Origin of the sequence: Sphingomonas sp. (genome assembly GCF_017745215.1) — a bacterium.
Lineage (GTDB): Bacteria > Pseudomonadota > Alphaproteobacteria > Sphingomonadales > Sphingomonadaceae > Sphingomonas.
Genome location: NZ_JAGHZV010000017.1, coordinates 111,570 through 126,786 on the forward strand (window position 1 = coordinate 111,570; position 15,217 = coordinate 126,786).

General features: G+C 69.4%; 18 protein-coding genes. 12 read left to right on the forward strand and 6 right to left on the reverse strand.

Translation table 11 applies throughout. The annotated features are described in order from the left end of the window. The first annotated feature begins 141 nt into the window (after nt 1-141). Nucleotides 142-366 (forward strand): hypothetical protein, encoded by a 225-nt coding sequence (locus J7495_RS16205; protein ID WP_294057792.1) that lies wholly within the window; start codon nt 142-144, stop codon nt 364-366. A gap of 81 nt (nt 367-447) precedes the next feature. After that, on the forward strand, nt 448-813 hold the full coding sequence (locus J7495_RS16210) for a hypothetical protein (RefSeq protein WP_294057794.1): 366 nt from the start codon (nt 448-450) through the stop codon (nt 811-813). On the opposite strand, the gene J7495_RS16215 is transcribed toward J7495_RS16210, so the two are convergent. Next, complete coding sequence (locus J7495_RS16215) at nt 810-2,108, reverse strand: homoserine dehydrogenase (protein ID WP_294057795.1); 1,299 nt, start codon at nt 2,106-2,108, stop codon at nt 810-812. The genes J7495_RS16210 and J7495_RS16215 overlap by 4 nt on opposite strands. 101 nt (nt 2,109-2,209) lie before the next feature. On the opposite strand from J7495_RS16215, the gene J7495_RS16220 reads away from it, so the two are divergent. Next, on the forward strand, nt 2,210-2,833 hold the full coding sequence (locus J7495_RS16220) for a hypothetical protein (protein WP_294057796.1): 624 nt from the start codon (nt 2,210-2,212) through the stop codon (nt 2,831-2,833). Nucleotides 2,834-3,065: 232 nt separating this feature from the next. Here the strand turns inward: J7495_RS16220 and J7495_RS16225 are convergent, their stop codons facing one another. Further along, entirely contained in the window at nt 3,066-4,019 is a 954-nt protein-coding gene (locus tag J7495_RS16225) for a 2-oxoglutarate and iron-dependent oxygenase domain-containing protein (RefSeq protein ID WP_294057797.1), read from the reverse strand. Nucleotides 4,020-4,090: 71 nt separating this feature from the next. Next, nucleotides 4,091-4,516, reverse strand: coding sequence for a hypothetical protein (locus tag J7495_RS16230; protein ID WP_294057798.1), 426 nt, complete (start codon nt 4,514-4,516; stop codon nt 4,091-4,093). Nucleotides 4,517-4,624: 108 nt separating this feature from the next. Between J7495_RS16230 and J7495_RS16235 the strand changes: the two genes are divergently transcribed. The 5 genes from J7495_RS16235 to J7495_RS16255 all read left to right on the forward strand — a co-directional run bounded on the left by J7495_RS16235 (nt 4,625) and on the right by J7495_RS16255 (nt 8,869). Then, nucleotides 4,625-5,863, forward strand: coding sequence for a multidrug effflux MFS transporter (locus tag J7495_RS16235; protein ID WP_294057799.1), 1,239 nt, complete (start codon nt 4,625-4,627; stop codon nt 5,861-5,863). Nucleotides 5,864-5,945: 82 nt separating this feature from the next. Further along, complete coding sequence (locus tag J7495_RS16240) at nt 5,946-6,284, forward strand: DNA primase (RefSeq protein WP_294057800.1); 339 nt, start codon at nt 5,946-5,948, stop codon at nt 6,282-6,284. Nucleotides 6,285-6,357: 73 nt separating this feature from the next. Beyond that, entirely contained in the window at nt 6,358-6,951 is a 594-nt protein-coding gene (locus tag J7495_RS16245) for a YdeI/OmpD-associated family protein (RefSeq protein ID WP_294057801.1), read from the forward strand. Between the two features lie 221 nt (nt 6,952-7,172). Beyond that, nucleotides 7,173-8,096 carry an ABC transporter ATP-binding protein gene (locus J7495_RS16250; protein WP_294057803.1) on the forward strand — a complete coding sequence of 308 codons (924 nt, stop codon included), beginning with the start codon at nt 7,173-7,175 and terminating at the stop codon, nt 8,094-8,096. Further along, the gene (locus J7495_RS16255; protein ID WP_294057804.1) at nt 8,096-8,869 is read left to right on the forward strand and encodes an ABC transporter permease; all 774 of its coding nucleotides are present in this window, start codon (nt 8,096-8,098) and stop codon (nt 8,867-8,869) included. Before J7495_RS16250 ends, J7495_RS16255 begins: the two co-directional genes overlap by 1 nt. Nucleotides 8,870-9,082: 213 nt before the next feature. On the opposite strand, the gene ung is transcribed toward J7495_RS16255, so the two are convergent. Together ung and J7495_RS16265 are read right to left on the reverse strand one after the other, a co-directional pair. Then, nucleotides 9,083-9,802 (reverse strand): uracil-DNA glycosylase, encoded by a 720-nt coding sequence (gene ung / locus J7495_RS16260; protein ID WP_294057806.1) that lies wholly within the window; start codon nt 9,800-9,802, stop codon nt 9,083-9,085. A 25-nt stretch (nt 9,803-9,827) separates the two neighbouring features. Then, nucleotides 9,828-10,538 (reverse strand): endonuclease III, encoded by a 711-nt coding sequence (locus J7495_RS16265; protein WP_294057808.1) that lies wholly within the window; start codon nt 10,536-10,538, stop codon nt 9,828-9,830. A gap of 100 nt (nt 10,539-10,638) precedes the next feature. Here J7495_RS16265 and J7495_RS16270 point away from each other — a divergent pair, with 100 nt between their 5' ends. After that, nucleotides 10,639-11,190: a carbohydrate binding domain-containing protein gene (locus J7495_RS16270; RefSeq protein WP_294057810.1), complete on the forward strand. Its 552-nt coding sequence runs from the start codon at nt 10,639-10,641 to the stop codon at nt 11,188-11,190. Nucleotides 11,191-11,206: 16 nt separating this feature from the next. On the opposite strand, the gene ubiG is transcribed toward J7495_RS16270, so the two are convergent. Further along, a complete protein-coding gene (gene ubiG / locus J7495_RS16275; RefSeq protein WP_294057811.1) occupies nt 11,207-11,938 on the reverse strand; it encodes a bifunctional 2-polyprenyl-6-hydroxyphenol methylase/3-demethylubiquinol 3-O-methyltransferase UbiG in 732 nt (243 codons plus the stop codon). A 58-nt stretch (nt 11,939-11,996) separates the two neighbouring features. Between ubiG and J7495_RS16280 the strand changes: the two genes are divergently transcribed. The 3 genes from J7495_RS16280 to J7495_RS16290 are packed head-to-tail and all read left to right on the forward strand — an operon-like array spanning nt 11,997 to nt 15,140. Further along, entirely contained in the window at nt 11,997-13,253 is a 1,257-nt protein-coding gene (locus J7495_RS16280; RefSeq protein WP_294057813.1) for an aspartate kinase, read from the forward strand. Nucleotides 13,254-13,301: 48 nt separating this feature from the next. Next, on the forward strand, nt 13,302-14,333 hold the full coding sequence (locus tag J7495_RS16285; protein WP_294057814.1) for a nitronate monooxygenase: 1,032 nt from the start codon (nt 13,302-13,304) through the stop codon (nt 14,331-14,333). Nucleotides 14,334-14,375: 42 nt separating this feature from the next. Beyond that, nucleotides 14,376-15,140: an energy transducer TonB gene (locus J7495_RS16290; RefSeq protein ID WP_294057816.1), complete on the forward strand. Its 765-nt coding sequence runs from the start codon at nt 14,376-14,378 to the stop codon at nt 15,138-15,140. Nucleotides 15,141-15,217: the final 77 nt, after the last annotated feature.

The window sequence follows — 15,217 nt, forward strand, 5'->3', positions numbered from 1 at the left end:
TGGCGGTCGCGATAGGGGAGGCGGCGCAGCGGGGCAACCATCTCGTGGCACGGACGTTCATCGCGGCGAGCGGGCAGGTTGGGAGGCTTGTTCGTGATCGCATTGCTGTTGTTGCTCCAGAGTTCGCCGCAAGACGTCTCCGTGCCCGTCTTGCCCCATCTCACCGACCGGATGCCGCGCAGCTGCCGCGCGCTTCGCGGCTGCACCGCCGACACCGCCCGCCGTTTCCGCCTCGAGAGCGAGCCTGCGCGCGTCGACGACACGATGACGCGCGCGATGCAGGGCGTGTGGAAGCCTTGCGAGACCACCGGCGCGCCGAAGTGCCCCAGCAAGGGCCGGCTGATCTATCGTACCGATATCGATTGAGTCGTTTCGTCCCCGTCCGCATTTCCGCCACAAGCCTTTGGCAAGCCGGCGCTTCTCCTTGGGGGCAATGGAGGCGAACCGATGTTGATGCTGCTGCTCGCACTGGCCCAGGACGCCGGCGCCGCCCCGTCCCCCAATCGCGCCGACGCGATGATGACCTCGTACCGCACCCGGACCCGCGCCGACGTCCAGTGCCGCCGCAACGAGAATGACGACGAGATCGTCGTCTGCTCGCTACGCGACGCCGACAAATATCGCGTGCCGCTGGTCCCCGCCGCCAATGCGCGCAACTCGGTGCCGCTGCGCACCAGCGACCTGACGCGCGACTACAACCACCTCCCCTGCGGCCAGGGCGCGATCATCGCGCGCTGCGGCCCGGGCTTCGGGATGACCGTCTCGACCGACGGCCGCGGCGTGAAGCTGGTCGAGCGGCCGATCGCGCCCTAACCCGCCAGGATCGGCATCCACATCGGCTCGCCCAGCATGCTCGGCGAGTCCCGAAGCTGCGACAGCGCCGCGGCGACGCAGCGTTCCGGGCCCTCATGCGTGACGATCGCGACGAGCACGCTGCCGTCGGGATTGGCGCCGCGCTGGATCAGGCTCTCGATCGAGACGCCCGCGTCGCGCATCGCCGCGGCGATCTCGGCGAGCACCCCGACCCGGTCGGCCACCGTCAGCCGCAGATAGGCGCGGCTCGCCCGCTCGCCGCTGTCCGCAGGCTGCGGATGGCCGAGCGATTCGGCGGGCATCGCATAGGGCGGGCCATATTCGCCGCGCGCGATGTCGATCAGGTCGGCGACGACGGCGGAGGCCGTCGGGCCGTCGCCCGCGCCGGCGCCCTGGAAGAACAGCCGTCCGACGAAATTACCCTCGGCCACGACGGCGTTGAGCGAACCCAGCACATGGGCGAGCGGGTGGTCGAGCGGGACGAGGTGCGGATGGACGCGCTGGAACAGCCCCGCGCCGTCCGCCTGCGCCATGCCGACCAGCCGCACGCGGAAGCCGAGCGCCGCCGCTTCGGCGATGTCGGCCGCGATCACGTGGCGGATGCCGGTGATCGCCACTTCGCCGAAGCTCGGCTGCGTCCCGAACGCCAGGCTGGCGAGGATCGAGAGCTTGTGCGCCGCGTCGACCCCGTCGATGTCGAAGCTGGGATCGGCCTCGGCATAGCCCAGCCGCTGCGCTTCGCCGAGCACGTCGTCGAAGCTCCGGCCCTCGGCTTCCATCTTGGTCAGGATGAAGTTGCAGGTGCCGTTGAGCACGCCATAGACGCGCGCGATCTCGTTCGCCGCGGCGCCTTCGCGGAGCCCCTTGATCACCGGTACGCCGCCCGCGACCGCCGCCTCGAACTTGAGCGCGACGTCGGCGGCTTCGGCGAGCTTGGCGAGCTCGAGCCCGTGGTGCGCCATCATGGCCTTGTTGGCGGTGACGAAGTTCTTCGCGCTCGCCAGCGCCGCGCGCGCCATCGCCAGCGCCGGGCCGTCGGCACCGCCCACCAGCTCGACCACCACGTCCGCTTCCGCATGCTTGGCGAGCGCGACCGGATCGTCGACCCATAAGAAGCGGCCGATGTCGACGCCGCGGTCCTTGCCGCGGTCGCGCGCGCTGACCGCGACGACTTCGATCGGGCGGCCCGCGCGGCGCGCGATCAGCTCGCCGTTCGCATCGATCAGACGGATCACACCCGCGCCCACGGTCCCCAGACCGGCGAGCGCCACGCGAAGCGGAGAAGAACTGGCCATCGCACTCCGCCTAGAGGAAGCGGGCGCCCTCCCGCAAGCCGCGCCGGCAGTAGAGAATCCTTAAGCGCCGCAAGGCTAGATGGGCGCCAAGGAGGGCCGCGATGGAATTGACCACGTCTCGCTGGGGCGCCGTTCGCGTGGCGATCCTGCCGGCGATCTTCCTGTCCGCGATGGTCGCGACGATGCTCGAGGGCTCGCGCTTCGGCTCGCCCGCGATGCTCACTGTCCTCCTCGGCCTGCCGGCGCTCGGCTATCTGCTGCCGCCGCGCGTGCTCGCGCGGATCGATGGCCAGACCCTGTGGGTCGGCGCCAGGTCCGCGCGGATTCCCGACCTCGTCGGTATCCACACCCATACCATCCGGGTGAACTTCGTCCCCGCCAGCCGGACGATGATCTTCTCGTTCCGCTCGCGCGAGGGGAGCAGCTCGGGCGTGCGCAAGCTCAGCCTCTCGGTCCGCCGCGCTGCGGGCGGGCTCAAGGCGGCCGAGGCGTTCGCGGGGCTGGTCACCCAGGCGGCGGGCGGGCGCATCGTCCAGGCCGACACCGAACCCGAACCCGCCTTCGCCTCGCGCCGGGCCGCCGCCGTGTCCGAGCCGGAGGAGCACAACGACGGCTTCGACCCCGACGCGGTCATCGCGCGCTACATGCAGCAGAAGGCGAGCACCCAGCAGCCCGAACCCGCCGCGGGGCCTGCCCGCCCGAGCTTCGGCCGCAAGGGGCTCTAGCCCCATCCCGTCGATCGTCATGCCGAACGAGTTTCGGCAAGCCTACAGCCGTCATCCCGGCGAAAGCCGGGACCCAGGGCCGCGAGCGACGTACTCCACAACCCTGGGTCCCGGCTTTCGCCGGGATGACGATTTAGCAGGCAGCGTCCATCTCTCCCGACCTGCTTTCAAAGAGCGCAATCGATAACACGCCCAAGTTGTGAAGGATCTGAAATGGGACCCGCCGCCACCGCTATTTCTTGATCAGCCCGATCTCCACGAGCCGCTCGTGGAGATAATCGTGCGCAGTGATCGGCTCGGGATAGAGGTTCGGCCGGTCCTCGCTCATGCAGCCGGGCAGCGTCTTGATCAGGAAGTCCGGCGCCGGATGGAGGAAGAAGGGCATCGAATAGCGCGGGCTGCCGCGGCGCTCGAGCGGCGGATTGACCACGCGGTGCGTCGTCGAGGGCAGGACATGGTTGGTCAGCCGCTGGAGCATGTCGCCGACGTTGACCACCATGGCGCCTTCGGGCGGCTTCACCGGCAACCAGCTGCCATTCCTGTCGAGCAGCTGCAGCCCCGCTTCCTCGGCGCCGAGCAACAACGTGATCAGGTTGATGTCCTCGTGCGCGCCCGCGCGGACTTCGGGCGCTTCGGCGGGCACCGGCGGGTAGTGGAGCAGGCGCAGCACCGAATTGCCGTCGCGCACCGCAGGGTCGAACCAGTCGGTCGGCAGCCCGAGGTAGCGCGCGATCGCCGAGAGCAGCCGGTCGCCGGCATCGTCGAACGCCTGGAACAGCGCGAGGAAGGTCTCGCGGAAGCCCTCGGGCCGGTCGGGCCAGATGTTGGGCGCCATGTCGCTCTCGAAGCGATGGCCCGCCGCCAGCTCGCGGCCGATGTGCCAGAATTCCTTGAGGTCGACGTGCTCGGCGCCCTTCGCGATCTCGGTCTTGTACGGCGTATAGCCGCGCGCGCCGCCGCCGCCTTCGACGAAATAGCCGCGCTTCTCCTCCTCGGGCAGCGCGAAGAAGTCCTTGGTCATCGCCCAGGCGCGGTCGATCAGCGCCTGGGGCACGCCATGGTCGGCGATCATCGCGAAGCCGAAGCGCTGGAAGCTTTGGCCGAACGCCTGGGCGAAGCCCTCGGGGTCGGTGGCCTGGTCCTTCATCGAAACGAGCGGGACCTCGGCGAGGGGGGTATCGAGCATGAGTCCTCCGGGGACGGGTAGTCCCCAGTCTAGCCCCGCCCGGCCCCTTCAAACAAGCGCCGGGGTCGCAATCAGCTGTCGCCCTCGCCCGAGAAGTCGATCCGGCCCACCGTCTTGTCGGCGCCGTCGGCGGTGAGCGTGATGTGCATCCGCGCCTTGGCCTTGGTGCCGGCGAGCCCGTCGGGCGTATCGGTGACGGCATAGCCGTTCTTCACCAGCGCTTCGCGGTACCAGGCCTTGACCTTGTCGAGCGGCGCCGGCGCGTCGAACGCAGTGCCCAGCTGAGCGCTGTCGTTGCCCTCGCTGCCGCCGTCGCGGGCGTTGAGGCTGAAGCCGTGCATCGTCGAGCCCGGATAGAGCTTCACCCCGTCGAAATCGGTGTCTGCGCCGTCGACCGTCATGTTCGACTGGAGCGCGAAGCTGTTGCCGTCGATCGAGACCGAGGTGCCACAGGCGGCGAGAGCGAACAGCGGAAGCGCAGCGAGCAGGCGGAGCATCGGGAACCCTCATGTGTATTAATTGAGCAATACACTAATCCTCCGAAACGGTGCCGTCAAGCGTAGGGGCGTGACGCAGCCGCCCCGATGCGCCATGGGGAGCCGGCCATGGACCAGGCCACGCCCCATCTCAGCACGCAGAGCGCCGGCAAGGCGCCAATCGGCTTCGTCGAGTTCGTGGCGCTCACCGCCGCGCTGATGGCGCTGACCGCGCTCGGCATCGATTCGATGCTGCCGGCGCTGCCGGCGATCGGCGCGAGCCTCGCAGTCGATTCGGCGAACCACCGCCAGTTCGTGATCACGGCGTTCCTGATCGGCTTCGCCTGCGCGCAGCTGGCCTATGGGCCGCTATCGGATCGCTACGGCCGCCGCCCGGTGCTCGCCATCGCGCTGCTCGCCTATGTCGCGACCTGCGCGGCCGCGGCGATCTCGGGCAGCTTCGCGCTGCTGCTCGCGGCGCGCGCCGCGATGGGCGCCTCGGCGGCCGGCGCGCGGGTGATCACCGTCGCGATCGTGCGCGACTGCTTCAACGGCCGCGCGATGGCGCGGGTGATGAGCCTGGCGATGATCGTATTCATGGCCGCGCCGATCATCGCGCCGGCGTTCGGCTCGGCGATCCTGCTCGTCGGCAGCTGGCGGCTGATCTTCTGGGGCGTCGGCGGCGCGGGCGCGGCGGCGCTGCTCTGGTTCTGGCTGCGCCTGCCCGAGACGCTTTCCACCGAGGCGCGCCAGCCGCTCAACCCCGGCCGCATCGCCGCGGACTGCCTGCTGGTGCTGCGCGACCGCCACGCCGTCGGCTACACGCTCGCTTCGGCCGCGATGAGCGGCGCGCTGTTCGGCTTCGTCGGCTCGATCCAGCAGGTGATGACCGACGTGTTCCACGCCCCCCATCTGCTGATCCCGGTGTTCGGCAGCGTCGCCAGCACGATGGCGGTGGGGGCGCTGATCAATTCGCGGATCGTGATGCGCTACGGCATGCGCCCGATCTCGCACACCGCACTCGCCGCGATGATCGCGATCGCCGGCATCCACCTCGCGGTCACGCTCGCCGGGATCGAGACGATCTGGAGCTTCACCGCGCTCCAGGCGCTGATGATGGGCTGCTTCGGCCTCGTCGGCGCCAATTTCAGCGCGATGGCGATGGAGCGGATGGGCGCGATCGCCGGCACCGCCTCGAGCCTTCAGGGCTTCGTCACCACCTTCCTCGGCGCGGTGATCGGCGCGGTCATCGGCCAGCAGTTCGACGGCACCACCGTGCCGCTCTACGCCGGCTTCCTGCTTATGGGCGGACTCGCGATGATTGTGGTAGCGATCACCGAGCGCGGCCGACTCTTCCGGCCGAGCTGAACGGCCAGGGACGAGCGGTTTGTCGCACCGGCGGGAACGCCATGCGCGTGCCGCCGTTACCGGAGCGCAAAGGAGATCGAGCATGGGTGGTCATCGAGTGGGCGATCAGGGGCCGGACGACGACGGCTATGACGAGGAAGGCTATGACGAGAGCCAGCGCGCCGAGATCCTCGAGGCGACCACCGAAGGCCCGAGCGACGGCAACCTGCTGACCGACCTCGTCCCCGACATGGGCGATGCGGACGTCGACGACGAGGACGGGCTCGACATGGAGTCCGACGAACTCGGCGAGGAAGACGACGACGCCGAGCAATCGGACGAGGCCATCGCCGAGGACGAGCTCCAGGAGGAATTCGAGGACGACGATCTCGAGGACGACGACGACCTCGACGACCGCGACGAGGATGCGCTCGAGCCCTGAGGCTGATTGGCCCTGAGGCTTGATTTGGCCCGATCGACGGACCAGCATCGCGCACCTCTTCCCGGAGCGCGCGATGCCCACCGACTCTCGCCACGACGCCTATATCGATCGCGCCGCCGACTTCGCGAGACCGATCCTCGTCTGGCTGCGCGCGCGCATCCACGCCGCGGTGCCCGAAGTCGAGGAGACGATCAAATGGGGCATGCCCTCCTTCTACCTGAAGGGCCGCCCGCTCGCGACGATGGCGGCGTTCAAGGCGCATGCGACCTTCGGCTTCTGGAACCATGAAGCGCTGCTCAAGACCGAACGGCCCGATGCGATGGGCAGCTTCGGCCGGATCACGTCGCTCGCCGACCTGCCCTCCGCGCCCGAGCTCGAGGCGCTGATCAGGCGCGCCGCCGAGATCGCCGAATCGGGCGCGAAGCCCGCGCGCGCCAGGCCGCAGCCCAGGCCCGAGGCCGAAGTCCCCGACGAACTCGCCGAAGCGCTCGCCGCCGACGATGCCGCGGCCGAGACCTTCCGCAACTTCCCGCCGAGCTGCCGCCGCGAATATTGCGAATGGATCGCCGAGGCCAAACGCCCCGAGACCCGGGCGAAGCGCGTCGCCGAGGCGGTGGGCTGGATGCGCGAGGGCAAGCGGCGCAACTGGAAATACGAAAGCTGCTGAGCCGGAGCGGAACGGGACGGATCCTTCCTCCCCGTCACCCCGGCCTTGTGCCGGGGCCCACCGGGAGGCGAGCGATGGACAGGAGGCCAAAGGTCGGTCGGTTCGGCTGCGTGGGCCCCGGCACAAGGCCGGGGTGACGAAAAGGGGGCAGGCCATCCCTTGTCGCGCATCCACCCCCACCCTAGGTAACGCGTCCGTTCCGTTCCCCGGGGGGCCATCCCTTGTCAGCAATCCTGTCGGTCAACCAGGTCAGCAAGACCTATGCCTCGGGCCATCGCGCGCTCGACCATGTCGACCTCGAGATCAACCGCGGCGAGATCTTCGCGCTGCTCGGGCCCAACGGCGCGGGCAAGACCACGCTGATCTCGATCGTCTGCGGCATCGTCACCCCCAGCACCGGTACGATCCTGGTCGGCGGGCACGACGCGATCCGCCATCCTCGCGAGGCGCGCAGCCTGATCGGGCTGGTGCCGCAGGAGCTGGCGGTCGACATGTTCTCCACCGTCGCCTCGTCGCTGCGCTTCAGCCGCGGGCTGTTCGGCAAGGCGCCCGACGCCGCGCATATCGAGCGCGTGCTCACCGAGCTGTCGCTATGGGACAAGCGCGACGCGCAGATCCGCGAGCTCTCGGGCGGGATGAAGCGCCGCGTGCTCATCGCCAAGGCGCTCGCCCACCAGCCCGAGATCCTGTTCCTCGACGAGCCCACCGCCGGCGTCGACGTGTCGCTGCGCCGCGACATGTGGAAGCTGATCGGGTCGCTGCGCGAATCGGGCACCACGATCATCCTGACGACGCATTACATCGAGGAGGCCGAGGAAATGGCCGACCGGGTCGGCGTGATCGACAAGGGCAGGCTGCTCCTCGTCGAGGAGAAGGCGACGCTGATGAAGAAGCTCGGCAAGCGCGAGATGGACGTCTCGCTGGTCGAGCCGATGGCGGCGATCCCGGCCGAGCTCGCCGAATGGCACCTCAGCCTCGAGGACGAGGGCCATCGCCTGCGCTACGTGTTCGACGCCCAGGCCGAGCGCACCGGCATCCCCTCGCTGCTGCGCAAGCTCGGCGAGCTGGGTATCGCCTTCAAGGACCTCGACACCTCCAAGTCGAGCCTCGAGGACATCTTCGTCGACCTGGTGGAGAAGCGCTGATGACGGGCATCAACCTCCACGGTATCTGGGCGATCTATCGCTTCGAGATGGCGCGCACGCTGCGCACGCTCTGGCAGAGCATCGTCACGCCGGTGATCACGACGTCGCTCTATTTCATCGTCTTCGGCAGCGGCATGGGCAGCCGCATCCCGGCGATCAACGGCGTGCCCTATGGCAGCTTCCTCGTGCCGGGCCTCATCATGCTATCCCTGCTCACCCAGAGCGTCGCCAATGCCTCGATCGGCATCTATTTCCCCAAGTTCACCGGCACGATCTTCGAGCTGCTCTCGGCGCCGATCTCGGCGGTCGAGCTGGTCGTCGGCTATGTCGGCGCGGCGGCGACCAAGTCGGTGGTGATCGGGCTGATCATCCTCGCGACCTCGGTACTCTTCGTGCCGCTCCGTATCGACCATCCGCTCGCGATGCTCGCCTTCCTGCTGCTCACCTCGATCGCGTTCAGCCTGTTCGGCTTCATCATCGGCATCTGGGCCAAGGGGTTCGAGCAGCTGAACGTCGTCCCCGCGCTGGTCTTGACCCCGCTCACCTTCCTCGGCGGCGCCTTCTACCCGCTCTCGGGGCTGCCCCAGCCCTGGCACACGGTGAGCCTGTTCAATCCGATCGCCTATCTGGTCAGCGGCTTCCGCTGGGCGTTCTTCGGCGAGGTCGGCGACATCGACGTGCGCTGGAGCCTGGGCTTCACGCTCGGCTTCCTGATGCTGTGCCTCGGCGTGGTCTGGACGATCTTCCGGACGGGGTACCGCCTGAAGAGCTGAAGCGCCGCCGCTTGCAAAATAGGATTTCCGCTGCTTGGCTCGGCGCGCCGGGAGTTCCCGGCCGCTCCTTGAAACGCCTGCGGGCGACAGTGAACGATGACCTCCGGCTGCGGGAAGCGTCGCCCCGAAATCGCCGCGACGGGTTGCGACTCTTGTGACTTTTCGGCCCATCGCCGCGGCGACGGGTCGTGACTCTTGTGACTTTTGGCGCTGTCAGCCCTCGCCGCCGGGCGCCGCCTCGACCGGCGGCAGCCGCCAGTCGATCGGCTTCATGCCGCGGCTCTCGAGGAAGGCGTTTGCCTTGCTGAAGTGGCGCGAGCCGAAGAAGCCCGAATGCGCCGAGAGCGGCGAGGGGTGCGGCGCCTTGAGCACGAGGTGCCGCCCGCCGCGATCGATCGAGTCGACGAACGCCGCCTTCTTCTGCGCATGGCTGCCCCACAGCATGAACACCACCGGCTCGGGCCGCGCATTGACCAGCCGGATCACCGCGTCGGTGAACCGCTCCCAGCCGCGGCCCTGGTGCGAGGCGGCCATGCTCATCTGCACGGTGAGCACTGCGTTCAGGAGCAGCACCCCCTGCTGCGCCCAATGTTCGAGGAAGCCGTGCCGCGCCGGCACGATGCCGAGGTCGGTCTCGAGCTCCTTGTAGATGTTGACCAGACTTGGCGGCGTGCGCACGCCGGCGCGAACCGAGAAGCAGAGGCCGTGCGCCTGGCCAGGGCCGTGATAGGGGTCCTGGCCGAGGATCACGACGCGGACGTCCTCGAGCGGCGTCAGGTCGAGCGCGCGGAACCATTCGCTCCCCGCCGGGAAGATGCGCTTGCCCGCCGCCTTCTCGGCGACGAGGAACTGGCGGAGCGCCGCCATATACGGCGCCGCGAATTCCTCGCGCAGCGGTTCGAGCCAGCTCGGGTGCAGCTTCACGTCGCTCATGCCCCGCGGCATGCCGGATGCACGGCTAGGACGTCAATCGGGCGCCGGGGCACTCGCGCGCGAGCGGGCAGGCGGCGCAGCCCGGCGCCTCGGGCCGGCAGAGCGTCTGGCCCAGCCGCTTGGCGGCGACATGGAAGCGCAGGAAATCCTCGCCCGCCCAATCGTTCATCGCCGCGGTCACCGCTTCGCTCACCGCCCGCGCCTCGGCATGCGCGCCGACCAGCCCGAGCCGCGCCATCACGCGCAGCACATGGCTGTCGACGATGAACACCGGCCGGTCGAGCGTGCTTGCATTGAGCGTCGAGGCGGCGACCTTGCGCCCGACGCCCGGCAGCCGTTCCAGCCAGGCCAGCGCATCGTCGAGCGGCAGGTCGCCGAGGAAGTCGAGCGCAAAGTCCGGCCGCTCGCGCCCGATCCGGCGCAGCGCCGCGATCAGCCAGCCGGCCTTGGCCTCGGCGAAGGTGACGTCGGCGATCGCCTGCCGCACGCCCTCGACCGGCGCCTCGGCGAGCCGCGCCGCCGAGCGATAGCGGCTCCCCAGCCGGCGATAGGCCGCGAGCGACACCGCGTCGCGCGTCCGCCCGCTGATCAGCGACTTGACCAGTTGCCCCACCGGCTTCCGCCGCCGCGACAGCTCGACACCGGCGAGCAGCGGCGAAAGCGCCGCACGCCACCGCTCGATCTCGTTTCGGCCGCAGAAGTCGAAGCGCGCCTGCATGCGGCGTGCATAGAACATATCAAGAACATCTGCAATCCGCATGAATCCGTTGATCGTCCCCGTGGATCGCGGCATCATTCTGCAAAAGTCGTTTTCAAAGACGAAAAGGGGGGAGAGAATGTCGCTTCGTATTGCCATGGCGCTGGGGCTCGCCGCCGCGCCCTTCGCCTTCGCCACGCCGGCTGCCGCGCAGAGCGACGATGCCGCCGCGCAGCAGATGATCAACGATCCCAATCCGTCGACCTTCGCGGTCTGGGGCGTCAGCCCCGCGCCCAAGTCGGTGAAGGACGACAGCGTCCAGGGTGGGCGCTCGGTGCATGTGCCGACCACGGGCAACGGCAATCCCTGGGACGTGAGCGTCAACGTGCCGATCACCAAGCCGATCAAGGCCGGGGACAAGCTCACGCTGATGTACTACGCCAAGCTCGAGAAGCCGGCGGCGGGCGAGACGAGCGGGCAGATCACCGGCCAGATCCAGCTCAACAGCGCGCCCTATTCGGTGGTGATCGGCAGCACCGTCGACATCACCCCCGAGTGGAAGCTGTTCACCGTCGAGGGCCGCGCCGACAAGGATTATTCCCAGGGCAGCCTCAACGCGACCTTCCACATCAACCGCGGCAAGCACACCGTGGCGATGGGGCTGGTCGCGGCGTTCGACTACGGGCAGTGATGCGGGGCGGTAGGGACTACGTCCGTCGCGCCGTCAGCAGATAGTCCAGGCTCGTATCGTCCGAGAGGACGAAGCCGCGCGCGGGGGAGAAGCCCAGCCCCCGCACGTCGGCTACCTCCATACCCTCGGCCTCGAGCAGCTCGGTCAGCTCGTCGGGGCGGAGGAACTTGCGCCAGTCGTGCGTGCCCTTGGGAACCATGCCCGCGCCTTCGCCCACGGTGATCAGCGCAAGGTGCGAGAGCAAGGTACGGTTGGGGGTGGAGAGGATCATCAGCCCGCCCTCGGCCAGCGCACCCGCCAGGCCGGCGAGGAAGGCCGGTACGTCGGCGACATGCTCGACGACTTCCATCGACACCACCAGGTCGAACCGCCGCTCGCCGAGCGACTCCACGCCGCCGGCGATATACTCGATGTCGAGCCCGACCGCCTCGGCATGCGCCTGCGCCGCGCCGATGTTCTCCGGCGCCGCATCGACCCCCGTCGCCCTCGCCCCCAGGCGCGCGAGCGGCTCGGTGAGCAGCCCCGCGCCGCATCCGACGTCCAGCGCGGTCTTGCCGGCGAGCGGCGAAAAGCCGATCCCGTCGCCGCTCCAATGGAGGTCCACCGCTTCGCGCAGATAGGCGAGCCGCGCCGGATTCAGCCGGTGGAGCATCGCCGACGAGCCCTTGGGGTCCCACCAGTCCGCCGCGAGCTTGCCGAAATGCTCAGCTTCACGCGGGTCAATCGTAGCTTTGGTTGCCAATGCCATGTCCGGCTCCTATCAGGCGGCCCCGTCTCTCCCAAGTCCTCGGGGCAAAGCAACACCCATGGCACGTATCGTGATGAAGTTCGGCGGCACCTCGATGGCCGGGATCGAGCGCATCCGCAACGTCGCCAACCGCGTGAAGGCGGAATGGGAAGCGGGCAACCAGGTCGCGGTGGTCGTCTCGGCGATGGCGGGCGAGACCGACCGGCTCGTCGGCTTCTGCCGCGAAGCCTCGCCGCTCTACGACCCGAAGGAATATGACGTCGTCGTCGCTTCGGGCGAGCAGATCACCAGCGGGCTGCTCGCGATCACGCTCCAGGCGATCGGCGTGCCGGCGCGCAGCTGGCTGGGCTGGCAGCTGCCGATCAGGACCACCGCCGCGCACGCCTCGGCGCGGATCGAGGACATCGACACCGCCGCGCTCGACGCGAGCCTGGCGCGCGGCGAAGTCGCGGTGATCCCGGGCTTCCAGGGGATGACCGAGGAGCGGCGCGTCACCACGCTCGGCCGCGGCGGATCGGACACCAGCGCGGTAGCGGTGGCGGCGGCGATGCAGGCCGATCGCTGCGACATCTACACCGACGTGGACGGCGTCTACACCACCGATCCGCGCATCGTGCCCCGGGCACGCAAGCTCAAGCGCGTGACCTATGAGGAAATGCTCGAGCTCGCGAGCGTGGGGGCGAAGGTGCTCCAGACGCGCTCGGTGGGGCTCGCCATGAAGGAAGGGGTGCGCGTGCAGGTGCTCTCCTCCTTCATCGACGGACCGCCCGCATCGTCGCTGCCCGGCACGATGATCGTGGGCGAAGAGGAGATCGACGACATGGAACGCCAGCTCATCACCGGCATCGCGCACGACAAGAACGAAGCCAAGGTGACGCTCACCGAGGTCCCCGACCGGCCGGGCGCGGTGGCGGCGATCTTCAATCCGCTCGCCGACGCCAACATCAACGTCGACATGATCATCCAGAACATCGCGCATTCGGCAGGGTCGACCGACGTGACCTTCACCGTGCCGAGCGCGGAGCTGGCGCGCGCGATCGACGTGCTCAGCAAGGCGCAGGTGGCGATCGGCCACCGCGACCTGTTCCACGACACGCGGGTGGCGAAAATCTCGATCGTCGGCGTGGGGATGCGCAGCCATGCGGGCGTCGCGGCGACGATGTTCAAGACCCTGGGCGAACGCGGGATCAACATCCAGGCGATCACCACCAGCGAGATCAAGGTCTCGGTGCTGATCCACGAGGACGAGACCGAGCTCGCGGTGCGCGTGCTGCACACGGCCTATGGGCTGGACGCGGAAGACGAGGCGGCCTGAGGGGCTCATTGCTTGCCTAGCGCGGTCCGACGGCGCTAGGGCCTCGGCATGAACGACCTTTCCTCCATCGGCGCCGAGCGCCTGGGCCGGCGCATGGCGCGCGGGTGCGAGTTCCTCGGGACGCAAGTCGCGATCCTGGGCGGCGCGATGTCCTGGGTGTCGGAGCGCAACCTCGTCTCGGCGATCTCGAACGCGGGCGGCTTCGGCGTGATCGCGTGCGGCGCGATGACTCCCGAACTGCTCGATGCCGAGATCGCGGCGACCAAGGCGCTGACCGACAAGCCCTTCGGCGTCAATCTGATCACCATGCACCCGATGCTGTTCGATCTGATCGCGGTGTGCGCGAAGCACGGCGTCGGGCATGTCGTGCTCGCCGGCGGGCTGCCGCCGGCCGGCAGCCTCGACGCGATCAAGGCGAACGGGGCGAAGCTGATCTGCTTCGCGCCGGCGCTCAGCCTCGCCAAGAAGCTGATCCGCTCGGGCGTCGACGCGCTCGTCGTCGAGGGGATGGAAGCCGGCGGGCACATCGGCCCGGTCTCGACCAGCGTGCTCGCGCAGGAGATCCTTCCCGAAGTCGCCGAGCAGGTGCCGGTGTTCGTCGCGGGCGGGATCGGGCGCGGCGAGCTGATCGCGGGCTATCTCGACATGGGCGCCGCAGGCGTCCAGCTCGGCACGCGCTTCGCCGCGGCGACCGAGAGCATCGCGCATCCCAACTTCAAGAAGGCGTTCATCCGCGCCTCGGCGCGCGACGCGGTCGCCAGCGTGCAGATCGACCCGCGGCTTCCCGTCATCCCGGTGCGCGCGCTCAAGAACGCCGGCGGCGAGCTGTTCACCGCCAAGCAGCGCGAAGTCGCGCAGCTGCTCGACGAAGGCAAGGTCGAGATGGCCGAGGCCCAGCTCCAGATCGAGCATTACTGGGCCGGCGCGCTGCGCCGCGCGGTGATCGACGGCGACATCGAGCATGGCAGCGTGATGGCCGGCCAGTCGGTGGGGATGGTGACCAAGGAGGAGCCCGTCGCCACCATCCTCTCGACCTTGATGGCCGAGGCCGCGCACGCACTGGAAAAGCGCGCCGCCTGAGCCGCTTGCCCACGCCGTGCCGGGCGCGATACAGTCGCCCGCATGGCCGCGGCTATCGTCAAGGAGGCGGGCGTCAGGAGAGCGGTGGCGCCTTCATTGCGCTTGCGGGCGCTGGCACTGGTGCTGGCGCTGGCGGCGACGCTATTGCCGTTCGCGGTGCTGCTCCACGGGCTCTCGGTGAAGGCGATCGAAGCGATGCGCGAGCAACGCACGCTGATCGACTGGATTCCGCTCCCCCCGCCCGCGCCGCCGCCACCGCCGCCCGAGCGTCCCCAGCCCGTGCACCGCGCGACGCACCCGCATCCCGGCGCTCCCGCGCCCGCCGCCGCAGCCCCGCCGCCGGTACGGCCCGACGCGCCGGTGCAGGCGCCGATCGCGACCGCGCCGCCCGCCTCGCCACCCGCGCCGAGCGAGGGTTCCGGGGTCGCGGGTGACGGGGCCGGCAAGGGTGCCGGAACCGGCGTCGGCGGCCGCGGCGCCGGCGGGATCGGCGGCACCGGCAACGGCGGTCCGGCGCTGACCCAGGCGAGCTGGGTGAGCGAGCCCGGCACGCCCGAGCTCGCGCCCTACAACCCGGCGCGCGCCGCGCGCGATCGCGTCAACGGCCAGATCCTCCTCGCTTGCCGCGTGCTGCGCACCGGCAGCGTCACCAATTGCCGGGTCGAGCGCGAGGCTCCGAAAGGCTATGGCTTCGGCCGCGCCGCGCTCCAGGCCTCGGCGATCTTCCGCTTCCACCCGCCTACCCGCGACGGCGTGGCCCTGGAGGGCTGGATCGAGATCCCCGTCGCCTTCAACAACCGGCGCTAAGAGCCCGTTTGGAAATGCGCGGAAGAGCGCATTTCGAGACGGCACCAGCCCGCTCCCCCACCCGGCCTCCCATAGAA